This window comes from Leptotrichia massiliensis (genome assembly GCF_900104625.1).
GTDB classification, from domain to species: domain Bacteria; phylum Fusobacteriota; class Fusobacteriia; order Fusobacteriales; family Leptotrichiaceae; genus Leptotrichia; species Leptotrichia massiliensis.
In genome coordinates this window covers 131,615-150,881 of record NZ_FNVZ01000004.1, presented here as the reverse complement: position 1 = coordinate 150,881, position 19,267 = coordinate 131,615, and the positions used below count along the sequence as shown (strand labels likewise).

Genomic DNA, 19,267 nt, shown 5'->3' with positions numbered 1-19,267 from the left:
GTAAATGATGATACAAATATTTGAGTAGCAGAAATCTTAATTTGTTGTAAAAAATTATAAAAAAAGTGATGTGAAATAATATATCTATGTGACAAGAATATAAAAAATAGGAGGAAATATGGAAAAACTAAAAAAGGCTATTTTGGTTTACAATCCAAAATCTGGAAATGCCAATATAATTTTAAGCAATTTTGATTTAATCACTACAAAACTGCTGGAAAAAGGGATTACATTGACACTTTATAGTATAAATAAGGATTATGACCTGTTTACAGAAATTTTAAAAAATGAAAAATATGACATTTTAATTTTATCTGGCGGAGATGGAACTTTGAGCCGTTGCTTGAGTGAACTTTATTCTAAAAATATTGAATTTCCAGAAGTTGCAATATTTCCGACAGGAACATCAAACGACTTTGCAAAAGCATTGAAAATTGAAGAAAATATTGAAAACTGGATAGAGAAAATTACACATAAAACTGTTAAAGATATTGATTTTGGGTTAATTAATGGAAAAACGGTATTCTTATCTTCGTATGCTGGCGGACTATTTACCAAAATTTCCTACAATACAGACAAAACGTTGAAAAAAACATTTGGAAAAATTGCCTATTACATAAATGGACTTGGAGAACTTACAAATATAAAGACTTTTGACTTGGATATTGTGCTGGATGGGAATGAGACTATTAAGGAAAAGGCTATTTTATATGCAATTTTGAATGGGAAAAGTGTTGGAGGATTTGAAAATGTAATTGATGAAGCAAGTATGAATGACGGATTTATGGATATTCTAATCGTAAAAAACATTGACAACCCGCTGGATATTCCAAAAATCCTAATTGACTTAATGAACAGCAACCTGACAAATAACGATTACATCCGAACTTTACAAGCTAAAAAATGTGAAATAAAAAAAGTTACAGAAGAAATTGACGTGAGCATTGATGGAGAAGAAGGGGAAAATATAGATGTAACAATTGAGTTTATAAGTGGGAAATTAAAAGTTTTTTGTTAAAAAAATTTATAATATAAGAAAACTTTAATTAAAGAAGTTTTTTGTTTTTCAGAAATTTAGGGATTGAGTTTTTTGGAAAAAAATGATATAATAATCTTAAATAAAAAACCTGTTTAGGTTAGTGTAAAATTAAAAATGCGAGAAAAAGGCTTTATTCTTTGTTGAATAGGTCTTTTTTTTTGTGATATAATTGTCTGTCAAGGAACGCAACCTTGATTACACTTTCTTGAACAGGGGGTGGTAATAATGGCAAATTGGGATTTGACTGTTTTGACAGTTATAATCATATTGTTTTTGATTTTTAGCAGTCAAAAATAGCAGTTGAATTCTTGTCTTATTGTCCTCACCTTTTGCCTGCCAGTTGAATTTAGCTGGCAGTTTTTTTGTAATTTTAAAATTATGTTGCTAATGAAATAAAATAGATTGATATGAGAAAATTCTGTTACAAGGTTAAAAATTAAAATGTGAAATGTCAGGTTATAATAAAAAAAGAAAGTTTAAAATTTCAGTAAACTTTCTATAAAAAAATTTTGAATTTCTGCGAAAATATGGTATAAATATAATATATAAAAATTTATAAAGTATGGAGGAAAAATTATGAATGGATATTTGAGTCTTGTTTTGCATGCACATTTACCTTATGTAAGACACCCGGAATATAAAGAATTTTTAGAAGAAGATTGGTTATACGAAGCAATTACAGAAACATATGTTCCTCTACTAGAAATGTTTGAAAATTTGACAAGGGATAATATTCCTTGGAATATGACCATTACAATGTCTGGGACACTTGTTAATATGATGAACGACAGTTTATTAAGGGAAAGATACGTTCGTCACATAGACAAATTGATTGAATTTTGCGAGAAAGAAGTGGAAAGACTTAGTCCATATCCTGATATGCTAAATGTTGCAAAACATAATTTATGGTTTAATACAAGGGCAAAACGAGTATTTGAAGAAAAATACAATAGAGATTTGGTTGGGGCCTTCAGAAAATTCCAAGATCAAGGTAATTTGGAAATCATCCCAGTTACTGCGACACACGGATTTTTACCAGTTATGAAAGATTATCCAGAAGCAGTTAATGCTCAAGTTTTTATGGCTAAAAAAGATTACATCAAAAATTTTGGAAGAGAGCCAAAAGGAATCTGGCTAGCAGAGTGCGCTTATTATCCAGGACAGGATAAATTTTTGGAAAAACATGGAATAAGATATTTCCTAGTTGATGCACATGGGATTATGCACAGTGACCCACGTCCAGTTTACGGTATCTACTCGCCAGTTTATACAAAAAACTATGTAGCTGCGTTTGCTAGAGATTTGGAATCATCTGAGCAAGTTTGGAGTTCTGAGTCTGGTTATCCAGGAGATGGAGTTTATAGAGAATTTCACAAGGATGCCGGGTATGAACTTGACTATGAACTTGTAGAGCCATATTTACACAGTGACGGAGTACGAAGAAATATTGGAGTAAAATACCATGCAATAACTGATAAAAAAGGAACTTATAAAGCAGTTTACAATCCAGAAGCGGCAGCGGCCAGAGCCAAAGAGCACGCCTACAACTTTGTATTCAACCGTTCAAAACAAATTGAGTTTCTGGCTTCAAAAATGAAATATAGAAAACCAATTGTAGTATCGCCTTATGATGCCGAATTATACGGACACTGGTGGTATGAAGGGCCAATATTCCTAGAATGGGTATTCAGAGCCACAGCAGAATCTAATTTTTCTACAATAACACCATACAAATATTTAGAGCAATATCCGACAAATCAAATAGTTGATGTAAGCATGTCAAGCTGGGGAGCAAACGGTTATTATGATGTTTGGATAGACGGCTCAAATGATTATGCCTACAGACATTTACATAAAGCCGCACAAAAAATGATAGAACTGGCAAACGGAAGAGAACCGTACAACGAATTAGAATACAGAGCATTAAATCAGGCCGCAAGAGAATTATTAATGGCACAGACTTCCTGCTGGGAATTTATAATGTATACTGGAACAATGGTTGGTTATGCTCACAAAAAAATAAGCGATCACGTTCACAGATTATTTAAAATTTATGAAGACTTCAAAAACGGAAGATTGGATGAAGGCTGGATAAATGAAATTGAAAGCAGAGATAATATCTTCCCTGAAATTGAATACAGAATGTATAGAAGTGACTGGCTATAATTTAAATAATAAAAATTAATATAATTTAAGGAGTGTTTTTTATAATTTTTTATAAGAACATTCCTTTTTAATATTAATTAAATTGATAAATATTTTTTGTTTGTTGCTTTTAAATGAAAATTATTATAAAATATATTCAAAAGTTTAAATATTTATCTAAATTATTTTATTTAAATTTACTTGGGTTATTTTAGTTAATAATTGTTTTTTATTTATTTTAAATGTTTTTTCTTTTTTTTAACGTAAAGGGGATCAGTTACCATCCCCTTTACAATCCCGGCTCGTCTAAGCATTTTTTTGAAATATTCCCAAATTTTATTTGGGAAAGTAGTCAAAACATTTATTATTTGGATAAACCTGAATTACTACGAAAACGAAACTCGCTGACGCTCACTTTCGCAAACGAAGATTAGAAAAACTTTACAAAATTTATTTGCTATGAAGGTTCTAGCGAAAGAAACACATAAATGTGTTTAGTCGTTTTCATTCCAAAAAAATCACGACAAATTTTTTAAGTTTTATAATTTACAGCAGTTTTATGAAATTAGAATGTATTTTAAAAAGTACAAAAAATCAAGTAAAATTTCGTTAAAGAAAAAACATATAAATACAAATTAAGAAAAATAATTGTTAATCAAAATAATTTTGAAATAAAAAAAGTAATAAATAAAAATCAATATTAGAAAAATTTTTAATAGATAATAATAGAAAGAGAGAGAAAAAAGAATGGAGAAAATAATAGGAATAAATCCAGTGATTGAAGTATTGAAATCGGATAAAAATATTGAGAAGCTGGAGGTTTATAAGAAGATAAAGAAGGAAACAATTAAGGAAATATTGAATTTGGCAAGTAGAAGAAATATAAAGATTTTTTATACAGATAGACGGACTGAAAATTCACAGGGGGTAGTGGCACTTGTTTCGGAATTTGATTATTATGTTGATTTTACTGCATTTTTAGAAAAGCTTTTGAGAAAAGAAAAGTCAAGAGTAGTTGTGCTGGATCAGGTTCAGGATCCAAGAAACTTTGGAGCGATTATAAGAAGTGCGGAGTGCTTTGGAGTAGATGGGATTATTATTCAGGATAGAAATAGTGTGAAAGTTACGGAAACAGTTGTAAAATCATCGACAGGAGCAATTGAGCATGTGGATATTGTAAAAGTTACCAATATTTCTGATACGATTGACAAATTAAAAAAATATGGATATACAGTTTACGGTGCAGAAGCTGATGGGCAGAATTATTATTATGAAGAAAATTATCCAGAAAAAGCATGTCTTGTGCTTGGAAGTGAAGGAAACGGAATGCGAAAAAAAGTGAAGGAGCATTGCGACAAAATTGTAAAAATACACTTAAAAGGGGAAATAAACTCGCTGAATGTATCTGTGGCTGGAGGGATAATATTGGCGGAGATGTCGAAATAGTAAGATTTGGAATTTTCTTATTCATAAAAAATATTTAGGTGATTGTAAAAGTGATAAAGATCGAGTAACAGCAGTATTTATAGTCACAAAGAGTCAAGACTGCTTGTTAGTGAGTGAAGCAAAACAAAAAACTCAAGCATAAAAGAGACAGTATTTATCGGATTTTTAGATTTTTGAAAATAGTTAAAGAAATATTTTATGGGAAGGAAATTAAATGGGAAAACAAAAGTATATTTTAAATAATACTTATGGAATTAATGGGATAGAAAAAATATCTTTAAAGGAGATAATGAAGATTTTTTCTGTTCCTGAAGAAATAGAAATGAAATTGAGTGATGATAAAATAACAATATCAATAGATTTAATATACAAAGGTTTGAAAATATACTATTCATTAAATTACTTTGTTGAAAATCTTACAAAACCAGAAACTCAATTTTTAACTTTTTGTATGGAAAAGTTGTATTTAAACAATAGAGAAAGTATAAAAGTAGGAGATGAAATAAAGACAGTTCTTCCTAAAATAAGAAAATATCTTAAGAGAAACAATAAAAATGTTAAATTTGAATATGAGGAAGATAAGTATACAGGGAGATATTTATTTGATAATGGAGAGATTGATATATTTTTTGAAAAATTTGGGAGTAAAAAAGTAAAGGATGGTATAATGATAAGTTTGCCTTATGAAGATATATTGCCAGAAAATAAGGAAGTTTTGGCAGAAATTAGTAAAATAATGGAGATAAAGACTAAAATAGATGAGTTATTTTGGGAAAAATACAAGAGAGTTGATTAATTGTGAAATTCAAAAAGTATAATAAAAAAGAGGAAATATATAAAATAAAAAAACTTGAAAATAATATAAAAGAGATTATTGATTTTTGGGATCCAATCAAGTTATTGTCTTTTGCTCCACAGGATGAATACGATTTTGAAATTAAGCAAATTAGGAATAAAATGCTTATAAATAAAGATATTAAAACTGACGAATTGGCTCTTGTGATACAGACTGTATTTAAAAATGCTTTTGGAGAAGATGTATATTATTCTGATGAAAATATAGAGTTTGATATTGCAAAGAAAATTTTGAAGAAATGTATTTAAATATTTTCAAAATACAAAAAAATAGAATCTTATATATTTCCTCTAAATTTTTACAATATCGAGACTTGAAAATTAAAGAAAAATATGGTATTATTATATGAAATATTGAAAATAATCATAGTTATAAATAGAAAGGAGCATAGATACATGAAAAAAGATTTACATCCATCATACGGATTTGTAGTATTTGAAGATACAAGTAACGGAGAAAAATTCTTAGGAAAATCAACTAAAACTTCTAAAGAAACAACAACTTTTGAAGGGCAAGAATATCCAGTAATAAAAGTTGCAACAAGTTCAACTTCTCACCCATTCTATACTGGAAAATCTAAATTTGTTGATGAAACTGGAAGAGTTGACAAATTTAAGAAAAAATATAACTTATAATTTTGAAAATATTGGAAACAGGGATGGTTTATTCTCTGTTTTTTATTTAGCTTAATTTTTCTGTTAATATAATTTTAATGGTTGACAATATATTTAATATTTGTTATGATATATGAAATAATTAGTAGGATAGCAGGATAGTAGGAAATTAAATTTATTGAAAAATGAAGATACAAAAGGTAGTTTAGCAGTTTAGAAAATTAGTAGTGTTGAAGATTTGCAGGATTTACAAAAGAATAGAGACTTATAGTTAATTAATTTTGAATAATTTTGGAAAAATGAGAGATTTGAGGTTAATTAAGTGTAATTACTGGATGTAGAGGTTTGAAGTATAATAGTTGCTTATAATGATTAAAAGTATCTTTGATTCGTTTAGGCAAATTTTATAAATTTTGGCTTAAGTAAATAAACTATTAAAGTATCGTAAAATATAGAAATAAATGTTATGTATAAATATTTATATTTATCCTCTCCTAAAGTTATTTTAAGAGAGTTTTTTTTTACAAAAATTTAGAAAAGAGGTAAAAATATGATTATTACAACTACAAATGAAATTCAGGATAAAAAAGTTATGGAATATAAAGGGATTGTTTTTGGAGAGGTTATTTCAGGAATTAATATGTTTAAAGATATGGGGGCAAGCTTGAGAAATATTTTTGGAGGAAGATCTAAAGGCTATGAAGACGAGCTTTTGACGGCAAGAGAGAATGCTCTGGAGGAAATGAAAACTAGGGCTGCAAATCTTGGTGCAAATGCCATTATTGGTGTAAAAATGGATTACGAAGTATTAGGAGCAGACAATGGAATGCTTATGGTAACTTGCAGCGGAACAGCTGTAGTTGTAGGTTAATTTAATATTGTACAGTGAAATCGTTTTATAATTTACGTAATGAAAATGGAATAGGAGAAAAAATGATGATTATTAAAGTAGATGGCGGAATAAGTGAAAAAATCTTGGAAAAATTGATAAACAGATTGGAAACGGAAAATAATGTAAGCGTTAAATTAATTGCTGGCAAAGAATATTCAATTTTAGGATTGGTTGGGGATATTAGCACAATTGATATAAAGCATATTCAGGCGCTAGATTATGTGCTGGATGTACAAAGAGTGCAAGAGCCTTATAAGAGAGCAAGCCGAAAATTTAAGCCAGAAGATACTATTGTAAAAGTGGGAAATGTAGAAATTGGCGGAAATAAGCTTGTAATGATGGCAGGACCTTGTTCTGTCGAAAATGAGAAGCAGATAATTGATACGGCAAAAGCTGTAAAAATGGCTGGAGCAAATATCTTAAGAGGTGGAGTTGTAAAACCTAGAACATCGCCTTATGCTTTTCAAGGATTAGGGATGGAAGGTATTGAATTGATGAAAAAAGCAAAAGAAGAAACAGGACTTCCAATAATATGCGAAGTTATGTCAATTGCTCAATTGCATGAATTTGGTCCACATCTTGATATGATTCAGTTAGGTGCGAGAAATATGCAAAATTTTGATTTGCTGAAAGAAGTTGGGAAAACAAATATTCCAGTATTGTTAAAAAGAGGATTGAGTGCAACAATTGAAGAATGGTTAATGTCGGCAGAATACATTTTGGCTGGCGGAAATGAAAATGTAGTTCTTTGTGAAAGAGGAATCAGAACTTATGAAACAGCATACAGAAATGTACTAGATTTGAATGCAGTGCCGATGATTAAAAAATTAACACACTTGCCGATAATCGTAGATTCAGCTCACGCAACTGGAAAATACTGGATGGTAAAACCTCTTGCAATGGCAGGGATTGCCGCTGGAGCAGACGGATTAATGGTAGAAGTACATCCTGAGCCAGACAAGGCATTGTCAGATGGGCCTCAATCATTGAAATTTGAAGTGTTTGATGACTTGATGCAGGATGTGGAGAAGATTGCGAATGTGTTGGGGAAAAGTTTTAAATAAATTTATTAGAAAGTTGTAAAAAATGAAAAGAAAATGGCTATTATTACTAATTTTAATTTCTTCAATTAATTCTTTTTCTAAAGAAACTTATACTAAAGAGGAAAAGCAGTATTTAAAGCAAATTGAAAAAGGAGATAAGGATTCACTATTAAAATTAAGTGATTATTATTTTCGAAATAGAAAATTTGAAGAATCTGAGAAATTATTATTAAAATATGAAAAAGAAAATAATAACTTAGGAAATAGTAGAGAAACAAAAGAAAAAATTATTTCATTCTATAGATACTGGAGAGATTCAATAGTGCGTTCAGTTTTAAAAGTAAATATAGAGAAAACTAAAGAATTAGAAGAAAAAATTATTGAACGGTATAATGAATTAATAAAATCTGGTGATGTAAAAGCGTTAAATGATTTGGGAGAATTTTATATTTGGATAAAACAGGATGAAAAAGGAAATAAATTGTTGAAAGAAGCTGCTGATAAAGAATATAAACCAGCTCAAGAAACTTTGGAAAGACAGAAGAAGGATAAAAGTTTTGGTGAACAAAAATTACAAGAATATGAAAATAATTATAAGGAAACAGGTGATGTTAGAGATTTAAGAATATTAGCGTATTCTTATGTAAGTTTAAAAAAATATGATTTAGCAGAAAAAACTTATTTACAGTTAATTGAATTAGAAGACTATCAACCTGATTATGCTTCATTAGCCCAAATGTATGATTATAAAACTCAAAATTATGAAAATGCCATAAAGTATTATAAATTGGCAATACAAAAAATATCTAATAAAAAACAAAAGTTTGATGCACGGGATTATTGGATTAGAATAGGAGATATGTATTTTTTATAAGGTAATTTTATTGAAGCTGAAAAGGCGTATAAAAATTCTATGGAGTTTAAGCATCCAAATGATGGTAAAACATACGAGCGAAATATGTTAATAGAAATTTATAAGTCGCAAGGAAGAACAGAGGAAATGAAAAAATTAGAAAAGCAAAATAAAAGTTGGTGGAATAATTAAAATTTTGATAGTGGTATTTAGATTGAAATAGCTGTTTATAAGAAAATTTGTAAAAAGGGGTGTTTACAATTTTAAAAAAAATAGAAAATTTGACAGTAACAATAGTTGGACTCGGAGTAATTGGAGCAGCTTTTGCACAGAGTTTTAAGGAAATGGGCATTAAGACTGTTTATGGGATTGATATTGATGAGGAAACGATAAAGAAGGCAGAAGAAAAAAATATTATAAATAAAGGTTTTTTGGAAACAAGAGAGCCTTTGGAAAAGTCGGATTTTGTGATAATTACTCTTTATCCGAATTTGATGAAGTCGTTTTTTGTAAATAATATTAATTATTTTAAGGAAAACTCTATAATTACTGATGTTGTTGGAATTAAAGAGAAAATTATTAAGGATATTGATCCAATTATTGAGAAGAGTGGAAGAAATATTGACTTTATTTTTGGACATCCTATGGCGGGACGTGAGAAACGCGGGATTGATTTTGCAGACAATAGAGTATTTAAAGATGCAAATTATATAATTATTAAGGATGAAAAAAATAAAAAAGAAAATCTAGAATTGCTGTCGGAAATTGTGAAGCTGATGGGATTTAAGAAAGTCAGTTTTCTTACGGCAAAGGAACATGATGAGATTATTGCGTTTACGAGCCAGCTTACCCACGCAATTGCAGTTTCGCTTGTAAACAGTGATAGTGAAAAGTACGATACAAATCGATTTATTGGGGATTCTTATCGGGATTTGACGAGAATTGCGAAAATAAATGAAGATTTGTGGGCAGAACTTTTTATGGGAAATAAAAAGAATCTTTTAAAAATGATACAGCAGTTTGAAAGAGAACTAGATATAATAAAAGAAACCTTAAACAGCAATGATTTAGGAACTTTAAAAGAAAAATTTATAATTTCAACAAAACGGCGGGAAAAAATTGATTAAGAGAGATTAATTTGGGAGGAATAAAATGGAGAATAATTCTGAGAAAAAGTATTTGAAAAAATTGATAGGAGATAACATTTATCTTTCGCCAATTTCTGTTGATGATGTTGAGGAATATGCTGAAATGGTTAATGATATAAAAGTTTCGGTTGGTTTGGGTTATCTTTCCTATACAAATATTATAGATTTTGAAAGTGAAAAGGAATTTTTAATTTCAGTAAAAAAAGAAAAAATGTTTGCTGTTAGACTACTTGAAAATGACGAGCTTCTGGGAAATATTGGATTTAATTCGTTAGATATTATAAACAGAAATGGTGCGTTGGGAGTTCTCATCGGAAATCCCAAATATCAGAGAAAAGGTTACGGAACTGAAGCTCTAAAGTTAATACTCGATTATGGTTTTTCATTTTTAAATCTGAGAAATATATCGCTAAGTGTATTTGAGTATAATGAACCAGCTTACAATCTATACAAAAAAGTTGGTTTTAAGGAAGTTGGGCGATTGCGAAAAGCCTTAGAAATTATGGGAAAAACTTATGATGTAATTATATTGGATATGTTAAAAGAAGAGTTTCAGTCAGTTTATATAAAAAGGGAACTTGAAAAAAGATATAATTTGTAAAACATTTTTGACAAACAAAAACTTAATGGAGGGTAAAATGGCAGAAGTTATAAAAGATGAATTATTAGGTGAAATTGAATGTGTCGATGGATTTGAAACAGAGGTTAACTGGGTAAATAATAAAAAAATAGATGTGTATTTTGATATATCTGATTATCAGCTGTTAAATGAGAAGGATGAGGAAAAGACTGATAAGGAAAAGATGGAAGACAGAATTAAAACTTTAAAGGAAATTCTGTCAGATGTGAATGGCTGGAATGAAAAAATTATAAAAAATTCGGCAGAAGTAATGCTGGAATTAGCAAACGACTGGTTTGATGTCGAAGATTATTATGAAGACGATGAAATTGATGAATTTGTTGAAGATATGAAACAAGTGTTATCAGAAGAAAGTGCTGAAAAATTGAGAGATAGTGAAATAACGCAAGAAACAATGGAAAAAATAATGTCTGTGGAAAGACTGACTATTTATGGGGATGGAAATTTCAGTATTTATCTTTCAGATAACGATATGATATTTTCAGGACATATAATAAATGTTCTTGCAAATATTAATGGGGAATTTTCTGAAGGGGATATAATGGGATAGTTTTAAATAAAATTTTATTTATAGTAAAATCATTTTAAATGACAGAATTTAATGGTTTTGCTATATTTTAATATACACATAAAGAAGAGGAAATGGAGAAAATTATGGAAATATTGAATGTTGGACTGGAGGAAAATTCTTATGATATTGTAATTGGAAAGAATTTTTTTGAGAAATTTACTAAGTATATTAAAAAGATTTATAATGGAAAAAAATTATTTGTGATTACGGATTCTAATGTGGATAAAATTTACAGGAATCAGTATGAGGAGATGTTTAAAGGCTTTGATTATACAATTTATGTGCTGGAAGCTGGAGAGAAAAATAAGCATATTGGTATAATGCCAGGAATTTATTCTGCAATGGTAAATTCAGGGCTTACGAGAAAGGATATGGTTGTTGCATTTGGTGGTGGAGTTGTTGGAGATATTGCCGGATTTGCGGCTGCCAGTTATATGCGTGGGATTGGATTTATGCAGATACCCACGACGATAGTTTCACAAGTTGACAGCAGTGTTGGTGGAAAAGTCGGAGTTGACTTGCCGGAGGGAAAAAATCTTGTTGGGGCATTTCATCAGCCGAAACTTGTCTTAATTGATAATTATTTTTTGAATACATTGACGGACAGATATTTTTATGATGGATTTGCAGAAATTGTGAAATATGGATGTATTTATGATAAGAAATTTTTTGATAGACTTGTGGAAATAGTGGAAACAGTTGAAGTTTCTTATGATGATGAAAATTATAAACAGAAATTGCGTGAACATTTGATGAAATATGTAAATGAGTTTGTTTACCGTTCATGTGAGATAAAAAAGGAAGTTGTGGAAAAAGATGAGAAGGAAAGTAATTTGAGAATGATATTGAATTTTGGACATACTATCGGACATGCAATAGAGCAGTTTACAAATTATGAGAAATATTCACATGGGGAAGCAATTTCTGCTGGAATGGTGAACATTACAAAAATTGGAGAGGAAAAAGGGTTTACAAAAAAGGATGAATCTGTAAAAATTGAGAAACTATTGAAGGCATTGAATTTACCAACTGAGATCGAATATCCGAAAGATAAGATTTCGGATATTATGAAAAGGGATAAGAAAAGTACGAGTGATGGAATTAATTTTGTAATTCTGAAGGAAATTGGGGAAGTTGAAATTATGAAGATTGGGGAAAAGGAGATTTTTGAGTAAATTTTAGGTTGTAAAAATGAAAATAGTTAAGCAAAGGAACTGAAAAGGTCAGACGCTGTCTGACTTAATTTGAAATATTAAAGGAGTGAAAAAATATGTTGCAGGAAAATTTCAAAAAAGTGGAAAAGGCGAACTGGTTAAAAATAATTTTTAATTCGGCAAAATTTTTAATTTCTTTGCTGGTATTAAATATAGGAGTAGTTTTATTATTTACAGTTGAAATTAGCAGAAATTTTTATATTTCTACTATTATGATTTTTATAGTTTTATTAATTATATTGGGTATAGTAGATTTCTTTGTGTTTTCGTATTATAAAAAGAAATATCCAAACATTTATTTTTATGATGATGGTTTCAGTATAGGAAAAAATGAAAAAAATTATTATAAAAATTTGCAATATTTTCTTTCAAAGGAAGTATACGTGGTGGGAAATACATTTACAGCCATTTTTTTCAAATCTAATGAAGGAAAGTGGGAAAAAATTAATGCAGGGGGGTATAAAAAAGATGCTTTTGATTTATTTCAGGAAGATTTTGTAAAACAGAATTATCCAAGTGCATTAGAAAAGATTGAAAATGGGGGAAGTGAGGAGTTTCCATTTAGAAAATCACATAAATTAAGTTTCAGTCTTTTCTCAGACAAGAAGCAAATTGAGAATTTTGATAATTTAAAGAAAATAAAAGTTTCAAAAGAAAATATTACATTTGATGATGAAGTTTATGAATGGGAAAATTATAAGGTTGGAGTGACAGATGGCGTAATTTATGTGAAAGATTTAAAAGACGTTATTATTTTAGCTTTTGGAAATGAAATGGAGATTTTCTGTGAAAATCTGTTAGTCTTTTTAATAGAAAAACTGAATAAAAATTAGATGAAAGGGATTATTTATGAAGAGATATTTAAATGGAATTTTATTTGCAGGGTTAAGTTCTATTGTTGCAGCTATGATTTATTTAGGGTTTTCGATGATTTTTTTAGGATATAAAATAATTTCTATAATTATATTTTTTATAGTTTTTTTTGGCTGGATATTTGGAATAAAAATTAAAAAGACAGAGACAGAAAGAAAAAATATTGTCAAACCTATGCGTCAAAGTAAATTTGGAGCAAATGCTAAAAATGAAAATTTACTAAATCCAAAATATGAGGCTTTGCCAATGAGGGATATTACAAAAGGAATTCCTGTAATTACAATTTTTTCTATGATTGCAGTATACTTTGTTGATGTAGTTTTGGTAGCTTATTATTTGAAAAAAGAGCAAAAATTACCATTTTTAGAAGGTTTATCTTATTCGTGGATGGGAGTTTTTAAAATAAGTAGTGAAATATATAAAGATTGGGTTTGGATAATTTTAGTTGCGATTGTATCTGTAGTTGCTTTTATAAAAGCTGAGAAAAAGGAACGGATGAGTAAGGGGAATTAACTAGAAAACGAGATTTTTGAGACAGTATCTCGGAAATTTAGCAGATAGTGTCTGATGAATTTAAAAAGGAATTTATAAAAGGGGGAGAAATAATGAAAAAGAGAGAAATTGAAAATATGGAAATAGTGAAAAATGTAATTGATTTGTTGGAAAATGCAAGAAAAAAAGTTGTTACAACTGTTAATCAGACGATGGTTTTGACGTATTTTGAGATAGGAAGAATGATAGTCGAGGAAGAACAGAAAGGTGAAAATAGAGCAGAATATGGAAAGAAAATTTTGAAAATATTATCTAAAAAGTTGACTGAAAAATACAAAAAAGGATTTTCATTAACAAATTTGAAGCAAATAAGAAGTTTTTATTTAGTTTATTCTGAAAAAGGTCAGACAGTGTCTGACCAATTCAAACTAAGTTGGTCGCATTACGTGAAATTAAGTAGAATTTCAAATCCTGATGAAAGGAAATTTTATGAAATTGAGGCTGTTAAAAATAATTGGAGTTTAAGAGAACTAGAAAGACAGTTTGATAGTGCGTTGTATACGAGGTTAAGTTTAAGTAGAGATAAGAAGAAAGTTTTGGAACTTTCGCAAAAAGGACAGATTATAGAAAAGCCACAGGATTTGATAAAGGATCCTTATATACTTGAATTTATAGGATTGCCAGAACAGTCTAGCTATTCAGAAAGTGAACTGGAAGAAAAATTAATAAGCAAATTAGAAAATTTTTTATTGGAACTTGGGAATGGCTTTACATTTGTAGGTAGACAGAAACGAATATCTTTTGATGAACAGCATTTTTACATTGATTTAGTTTTTTATAACAGACTTTTGAAATGCTTTGTCTTAATTGACTTGAAAATTGGGAAATTAAAACATCAGGATATAGGCCAAATGCAGATGTATGTAAATTATTATGACAGAGAAATGAAATTAGATGATGAAAATAAAACAATTGGAATAGTACTGTGTCAGGAAAAAAATCAGTCTTTGGTGGAATACACGTTGCCAGAAGATAATGAGCAAATTTTTGCAAGTACATATAAAACAGTTTTGCCAAGTAAAGAGGAATTTATCAAAATTCTTGAGGAAGATTAGTATTTTTATGTAGGAAAATCATGAAATATAATTAGTAAAATTTTTGTAAAAAAATTATATATACAAAAAATAAAGAATGGGAGTGATGAAAATGAATTATACAGGAATATTAGAAAATAAAAAAAGAAAAAATTTAAAATTACAGAAGGAATTAGGAGATAAAGTAAAATAAAAATTGAAATATTTTAAAAATAGAAATTTCATACTGAAATCTCCTAAAAAATTGAAGGAGAAATATGAAAATAATTAGCAAATTTAAAGATTTTTATGATTATAAAATGACAAAATATGGTGTAGATGAAAAATTAGTCTATACTAGAAAAACTTATTATGAATACAGTAAAAGGTTCAGTATAAATATAAATACAGAATTTACTGAGAGACTTTCAGAAGAAAATTTTAATAAATATTTTAAGGAATACACTGAGTATTTTACGGATAATAATTGCCATAAAGTACTTTTTATCGGGAAAAAATTAATACATTTATTTTTTACTGAAAATGGAATATACACTCATTTGGATATAAAAGATTCTAAAGATTTAAAGAAAAAGGATGGACAATGGTATCATTATTATGAAATTACTTTTAATGATGGAAAAAGATACAGGATTTATACACCTTTTAGATATGACTGGAATGAATTAAATTCTTATGACAGGGAAAAAGTTTTATCTCATATTGATGCTTCTAAAGATGATATTCTTTTTAATGAACCAATGCTTTTACTGGAATATCTAGGTAAATTTAATAAGAAAAAAGTAAGATATCCTGATTCAATTTATAGATTTACATATAATCCAAATTTATCAAAATTAGGAATATATATTGATGAAGATTTTGTATGGCAAAGTCTGGTTGAATTTTTATCAAATAAGAGAAGTGAAAAAGAAATTATTCCAGAAGTTTCAGATAAAAATAAAATTTTGAGTAAAGGTTTTGATTTGAAATCTTCATTCAGACCAAATATGAAAAAGACAAAATAAATGCTAAAGGAAGAAGAGGAATTTATGAAAATAGCGATAAAACCAAGCATATTAAACGGTACAATAGAAATTCCGCCATCTAAAAGTTATTCACACAGAGCAGTGATTGCGGCTGCATTAGCTGAAGGCGGGAAGAAGTCAAAGATTGATAATTTGAAGTTCTCGGTGGATATTACAACAACAACGGATATTATGGAAAACTGGGGAGCGAAAATCAATCGAGAGGAAAGTTCTCTTGAAATTATTGGAAATGGCGGAAAAGTCGTTCCAAAGGATAAGCATGTGCAATGTAATGAATCGGGATCTACAATCAGGTTTTTGATACCGATTGGGATTACAGATGAAAATGAGCTGATTTTCGATGGAAAGGGAAAGCTAGTGGACAGACCGCTTGACTCGTATTATAGGATTTTTGATAAACAGGGAATTTTTTATAAAAATGAGAATGGTAAATTGCCACTTACAGTGAATGGAAAATTGAAGGCAGGAAATTATGAAATTGACGGGAATATAAGTTCACAGTTTATTACGGGACTTTTGTATGCCCTGCCGCTCTTGGACGGAGATTCAAAGCTGACTATTAATAAGAATCTGGAGTCAAAGGGATATATTGATTTGACATTGGAAATATTGAAACTGGCAGGAATTGAGATTGTGAACAATGACTATAAGAGTTTTGATATAAAGGGAAATCAGATTTATAGGCCGTTTGATTATACTGTTGAGGGGGATTATTCACAAGTGGCGTTTTGGATTGTGGCTGGAATAATTTCTGCAAATAAGGATAATGAAGTGAAATGTCTGCATGTGAATAAGAATTCGCTACAAGGCGACAGGGAAATAATAGAAATTGTTGAAAGAATGGGAGCAGATATCGAGATTTTCGATAATTATGTACTTGTGAGACCTTCTAAAACTAAAGGAACAGTAATTGATATTTCGCAATGTCCTGATATTGGGCCAATTTTGACAGTATTAGGAGCCTTGAGTGAAGGGGAAACTAGGATTATTAATGGAGAAAGACTTAGAATAAAGGAGTCGGATAGAATAACTTCGATAAAGACTGAACTGAATAAACTTGGAGCGAATGTAGCTGAGGAAGGGGACAGTTTAATAATTCAAGGTGTAGAAGGATTTAAAGGTGGAGTTACAGTAAATGCATGGAATGATCATAGAATTGCAATGTCGCTTGCGATTGCTTCAACAAGATGTGAAAAGGAAATAATTCTGGAAGAGGCTGAAAGTGTCAGAAAATCTTATCCGCATTTCTGGGATGATTTTGTAAAAATGGGTGGAGAAATTGAGATTATTGAGAAGTAAAATTGGGAATAAAAAAATAAAAAATGGAGGAAAACTTTATGAAATTAAATTGTAAAAAGAAACTATATTTTGGAATGATGGCTTTATTTTTAGCAGGAATGGCATTTAGTACAATTTCTGTTGCAAAAACTACAAGTAAAAGTAAAATAGTAAAATCAATTTCAGCTGATAATGCTATTATGGATGTAAAATCTTATGGGTTTGTTGATTTGGAAGGTGCGAAAACTTCAGCAATTATTGTTGAATACAATCAAGATATTAAGGCGAGTTCTGTGGACAAAAATGACTATGAAATTATAGACTATGTAATTTATAATGAAAAAAAGGATGGTTTTGAGAAAACTATAGAAATTGATAAAGACAGTATAAAAGGAAATGAAGGACAAATTATGAAAGTTTATGTCAATAACAAGCCGGAAATCTCTAAAAATGGAGGTATTAAAGAAGGAAAATATGTTATTATTGAAGTGAATACAGCATATATGCTTATGGGACAGAATTTATCCTATACGAGTACAATGATGGCCGGTGTAAAACAGATAGGGGAAATTACTGGGAAAAATGGAAAAATTACTGCAGGAACAAAAGAAGTTTCAAATTATACTTTATCAGAAGAAACACAGACAAGACCAACAGGAGAAACTGTTACAAAAACAATAATTACAGCAGATAAAAACAAAATTATCTTGCCGGAATTTGACAAAAATAGCGGATGGAAAATACATTATATTGGAAATGGAGGATTTAAAGCTACTAAGGCATATAGTGAATATACTGGAAAATATGAGGATTTTGAAATGCCTTATGCAATTTATGTTCCAAATAAAGAAGTTTTAGAAAAAAATAAAGGAAATATTTCGGTTGTTCTGCATATGGAACATGCAGGAGCAAATGATACTGATCCAATGGCTTCACTTACTTCTTCAAAAGCGGCGGTAAAAGCGGCAAGTAAAGAGATACAGGAGAAAAATCCTGCAATAATTATTGTTCCACAAGTTGAGGAAAGTCGACGTTCTACAAATGATGTTGTTTCTTCAAGTGAAGCGAATACAGCAATTTGGGAGTTATTAGATTCGGTTTTAACAGAATACAGGGGATATATTAATGAAAGCCGTATTTACGGAACAGGTCAATCTATGGGAGGAATGCTTCTTTTAGATATGGCGGCACAAAGAGATAATTTTTTTGCAGGTATAGCAATTTTAGGCTCTCAATGGTCTAATAACTATAATAAAGAATTTCAGAATAATGGTGCACCAGCACGTTCTCCAGAAAATGACCCAATCAGTTTTAATGGATTTGGACTCGATAAAAAGAACTATCAGAACTGGTATTATATGATTTCAGATGATAATGTCCTTGTTCATACGGCTGCAGATGATTTGATGGCAACAAGTTTATGGAAAGCAATTCAGGAATATTTCAAGGCTGCAGGAATTGAAATTGCTCATGATGAATGGGATCCTTATCTTTCTGTTGAAGAGCAAAATAAAATTGATAGAAAAATGACAGCCCATGATAATACAAAACCAGGTACTGGAATAAATTGGGGAGAATTTAGCAAAGGGTCGCACATGTCGACTTGGAAATATGGTTATCAAGTGGACTACCCTTTTGAGTGGCTATTTGAACAAAGACGTGAAACAGCAAAGGCACGTGGAAAAGTGGAACAGTTAAAAAATAAATGGCTTGGTCGTGATAAAAATGGAAATATCAAAAAAGGGTCAGGAACTGCTGGATTGAATACCGCTCAGTATACTCCTACCGGAAAAAGTGATACTTACACAGAGAATTGGAAACCATATGATGTTGTAAACAAATTAATAAACGATATTCCAAATGCTGAAAAAATAGTACTGAATAAACGTACAGGTGAAACATATACTAAAAAATCATATGTGGGAATGGTTCGTAAATTATATAATTTACTTTTGAAAGAAGATAAAAAGAAGGTTAAAAATTATAATGAGTTAGTAAAGGCTGAAAAATAGGATACTTCTATTTAAACGATGTTTTTTAT

General features: G+C 29.5%; 20 protein-coding genes. All 20 read left to right on the top strand.

Annotation, left to right across the window (positions count from 1 at the left end):
* Window positions 1–118 precede the first annotated feature (118 nt).
* The 20 genes from BQ5344_RS02055 to BQ5344_RS01965 all read left to right on the top strand — a co-directional run bounded on the left by BQ5344_RS02055 (window position 119) and on the right by BQ5344_RS01965 (window position 19,238).
* Window positions 119–1,018, top strand: a complete 900-nt coding sequence (locus BQ5344_RS02055) for a diacylglycerol/lipid kinase family protein (protein WP_071123965.1) — start codon at window positions 119–121, stop codon at window positions 1,016–1,018.
* 597 nt (window positions 1,019–1,615) lie between these two features.
* Window positions 1,616–3,205 (top strand): glycoside hydrolase family 57 protein, encoded by a 1,590-nt coding sequence (locus BQ5344_RS02050; protein WP_071123964.1) that lies wholly within the window; start codon window positions 1,616–1,618, stop codon window positions 3,203–3,205.
* A 726-nt stretch (window positions 3,206–3,931) separates the two neighbouring features.
* Window positions 3,932–4,630, top strand: a complete 699-nt coding sequence (gene rlmB, locus BQ5344_RS02045) for a 23S rRNA (guanosine(2251)-2'-O)-methyltransferase RlmB (protein WP_071123963.1) — start codon at window positions 3,932–3,934, stop codon at window positions 4,628–4,630.
* A 214-nt stretch (window positions 4,631–4,844) separates the two neighbouring features.
* Window positions 4,845–5,426: a hypothetical protein gene (locus tag BQ5344_RS02040; protein WP_071123962.1), complete on the top strand. Its 582-nt coding sequence runs from the start codon at window positions 4,845–4,847 to the stop codon at window positions 5,424–5,426.
* A 2-nt stretch (window positions 5,427–5,428) separates the two neighbouring features.
* Complete coding sequence (locus tag BQ5344_RS02035; protein WP_021769003.1) at window positions 5,429–5,734, top strand: DUF1871 family protein; 306 nt, start codon at window positions 5,429–5,431, stop codon at window positions 5,732–5,734.
* Window positions 5,735–5,881: 147 nt separating this feature from the next.
* Window positions 5,882–6,121 carry a type B 50S ribosomal protein L31 gene (locus tag BQ5344_RS02030; protein ID WP_006806019.1) on the top strand — a complete coding sequence of 80 codons (240 nt, stop codon included), beginning with the start codon at window positions 5,882–5,884 and terminating at the stop codon, window positions 6,119–6,121.
* Window positions 6,122–6,650: 529 nt separating this feature from the next.
* Complete coding sequence (locus BQ5344_RS02025) at window positions 6,651–6,971, top strand: putative heavy metal-binding protein (RefSeq protein WP_071123961.1); 321 nt, start codon at window positions 6,651–6,653, stop codon at window positions 6,969–6,971.
* Between the two features lie 65 nt (window positions 6,972–7,036).
* Window positions 7,037–8,056 (top strand): 3-deoxy-7-phosphoheptulonate synthase, encoded by a 1,020-nt coding sequence (gene aroF / locus BQ5344_RS02020; protein ID WP_071123960.1) that lies wholly within the window; start codon window positions 7,037–7,039, stop codon window positions 8,054–8,056.
* Window positions 8,057–8,078: 22 nt separating this feature from the next.
* Complete coding sequence (locus tag BQ5344_RS02015; protein ID WP_071123959.1) at window positions 8,079–8,909, top strand: tetratricopeptide repeat protein; 831 nt, start codon at window positions 8,079–8,081, stop codon at window positions 8,907–8,909.
* Between the two features lie 39 nt (window positions 8,910–8,948).
* Window positions 8,949–9,080, top strand: a complete 132-nt coding sequence (locus BQ5344_RS12500) for a hypothetical protein (protein WP_268872958.1) — start codon at window positions 8,949–8,951, stop codon at window positions 9,078–9,080.
* Between the two features lie 59 nt (window positions 9,081–9,139).
* Window positions 9,140–10,015: a prephenate dehydrogenase gene (locus BQ5344_RS02010; protein WP_083378171.1), complete on the top strand. Its 876-nt coding sequence runs from the start codon at window positions 9,140–9,142 to the stop codon at window positions 10,013–10,015.
* Window positions 10,016–10,040: 25 nt separating this feature from the next.
* A complete protein-coding gene (locus BQ5344_RS02005) occupies window positions 10,041–10,637 on the top strand; it encodes a GNAT family N-acetyltransferase (protein ID WP_071123958.1) in 597 nt (198 codons plus the stop codon).
* A gap of 37 nt (window positions 10,638–10,674) precedes the next feature.
* The gene (locus tag BQ5344_RS02000) at window positions 10,675–11,226 is read left to right on the top strand and encodes a DUF2262 domain-containing protein (RefSeq protein WP_018499706.1); all 552 of its coding nucleotides are present in this window, start codon (window positions 10,675–10,677) and stop codon (window positions 11,224–11,226) included.
* A gap of 104 nt (window positions 11,227–11,330) precedes the next feature.
* On the top strand, window positions 11,331–12,422 hold the full coding sequence (aroB, locus tag BQ5344_RS01995) for a 3-dehydroquinate synthase (RefSeq protein ID WP_071123957.1): 1,092 nt from the start codon (window positions 11,331–11,333) through the stop codon (window positions 12,420–12,422).
* Window positions 12,423–12,517: 95 nt separating this feature from the next.
* Window positions 12,518–13,294, top strand: coding sequence for a hypothetical protein (locus BQ5344_RS01990; RefSeq protein ID WP_071123956.1), 777 nt, complete (start codon window positions 12,518–12,520; stop codon window positions 13,292–13,294).
* Window positions 13,295–13,310: 16 nt separating this feature from the next.
* Window positions 13,311–13,847, top strand: a complete 537-nt coding sequence (locus BQ5344_RS01985; RefSeq protein ID WP_071123955.1) for a hypothetical protein — start codon at window positions 13,311–13,313, stop codon at window positions 13,845–13,847.
* A gap of 92 nt (window positions 13,848–13,939) precedes the next feature.
* Window positions 13,940–14,941 carry a PDDEXK nuclease domain-containing protein gene (locus tag BQ5344_RS01980; RefSeq protein WP_071124254.1) on the top strand — a complete coding sequence of 334 codons (1,002 nt, stop codon included), beginning with the start codon at window positions 13,940–13,942 and terminating at the stop codon, window positions 14,939–14,941.
* A gap of 236 nt (window positions 14,942–15,177) precedes the next feature.
* A complete protein-coding gene (locus BQ5344_RS01975) occupies window positions 15,178–15,927 on the top strand; it encodes a hypothetical protein (RefSeq protein WP_071123954.1) in 750 nt (249 codons plus the stop codon).
* 24 nt (window positions 15,928–15,951) lie between these two features.
* Entirely contained in the window at window positions 15,952–17,247 is a 1,296-nt protein-coding gene (aroA, locus tag BQ5344_RS01970; protein WP_071124253.1) for a 3-phosphoshikimate 1-carboxyvinyltransferase, read from the top strand.
* Window positions 17,248–17,285: 38 nt separating this feature from the next.
* Window positions 17,286–19,238 (top strand): peptidase, encoded by a 1,953-nt coding sequence (locus BQ5344_RS01965; protein WP_071123953.1) that lies wholly within the window; start codon window positions 17,286–17,288, stop codon window positions 19,236–19,238.
* Window positions 19,239–19,267 lie beyond the last annotated feature (29 nt).

Excerpts from the sequence above, each read along its gene's own strand:
- BQ5344_RS02055 (WP_071123965.1), top strand. The coding sequence starts at position 119 with ATGGAAAAACTAAAAAAGGCTATTTTGGTTTACAATCCAAAATCTGGA.
- BQ5344_RS02050 (WP_071123964.1), top strand. The coding sequence starts at position 1,616 with ATGAATGGATATTTGAGTCTTGTTTTGCATGCACATTTACCTTATGTA.
- rlmB (WP_071123963.1), top strand. The coding sequence starts at position 3,932 with ATGGAGAAAATAATAGGAATAAATCCAGTGATTGAAGTATTGAAATCG.
- BQ5344_RS02040 (WP_071123962.1), top strand. The coding sequence starts at position 4,845 with ATGGGAAAACAAAAGTATATTTTAAATAATACTTATGGAATTAATGGG.
- BQ5344_RS02030 (WP_006806019.1), top strand. The coding sequence starts at position 5,882 with ATGAAAAAAGATTTACATCCATCATACGGATTTGTAGTATTTGAAGAT.
- BQ5344_RS02025 (WP_071123961.1), top strand. The coding sequence starts at position 6,651 with ATGATTATTACAACTACAAATGAAATTCAGGATAAAAAAGTTATGGAA.
- aroF (WP_071123960.1), top strand. The coding sequence starts at position 7,037 with ATGATTATTAAAGTAGATGGCGGAATAAGTGAAAAAATCTTGGAAAAA.
- BQ5344_RS02015 (WP_071123959.1), top strand. The coding sequence starts at position 8,079 with ATGAAAAGAAAATGGCTATTATTACTAATTTTAATTTCTTCAATTAAT.
- BQ5344_RS12500 (WP_268872958.1), top strand. The coding sequence starts at position 8,949 with ATGGAGTTTAAGCATCCAAATGATGGTAAAACATACGAGCGAAATATG.
- BQ5344_RS02005 (WP_071123958.1), top strand. The coding sequence starts at position 10,041 with ATGGAGAATAATTCTGAGAAAAAGTATTTGAAAAAATTGATAGGAGAT.
- BQ5344_RS02000 (WP_018499706.1), top strand. The coding sequence starts at position 10,675 with ATGGCAGAAGTTATAAAAGATGAATTATTAGGTGAAATTGAATGTGTC.
- aroB (WP_071123957.1), top strand. The coding sequence starts at position 11,331 with ATGGAAATATTGAATGTTGGACTGGAGGAAAATTCTTATGATATTGTA.
- BQ5344_RS01990 (WP_071123956.1), top strand. The coding sequence starts at position 12,518 with ATGTTGCAGGAAAATTTCAAAAAAGTGGAAAAGGCGAACTGGTTAAAA.
- BQ5344_RS01985 (WP_071123955.1), top strand. The coding sequence starts at position 13,311 with ATGAAGAGATATTTAAATGGAATTTTATTTGCAGGGTTAAGTTCTATT.
- BQ5344_RS01980 (WP_071124254.1), top strand. The coding sequence starts at position 13,940 with ATGAAAAAGAGAGAAATTGAAAATATGGAAATAGTGAAAAATGTAATT.
- BQ5344_RS01975 (WP_071123954.1), top strand. The coding sequence starts at position 15,178 with ATGAAAATAATTAGCAAATTTAAAGATTTTTATGATTATAAAATGACA.
- aroA (WP_071124253.1), top strand. The coding sequence starts at position 15,952 with ATGAAAATAGCGATAAAACCAAGCATATTAAACGGTACAATAGAAATT.
- BQ5344_RS01965 (WP_071123953.1), top strand. The coding sequence starts at position 17,286 with ATGAAATTAAATTGTAAAAAGAAACTATATTTTGGAATGATGGCTTTA.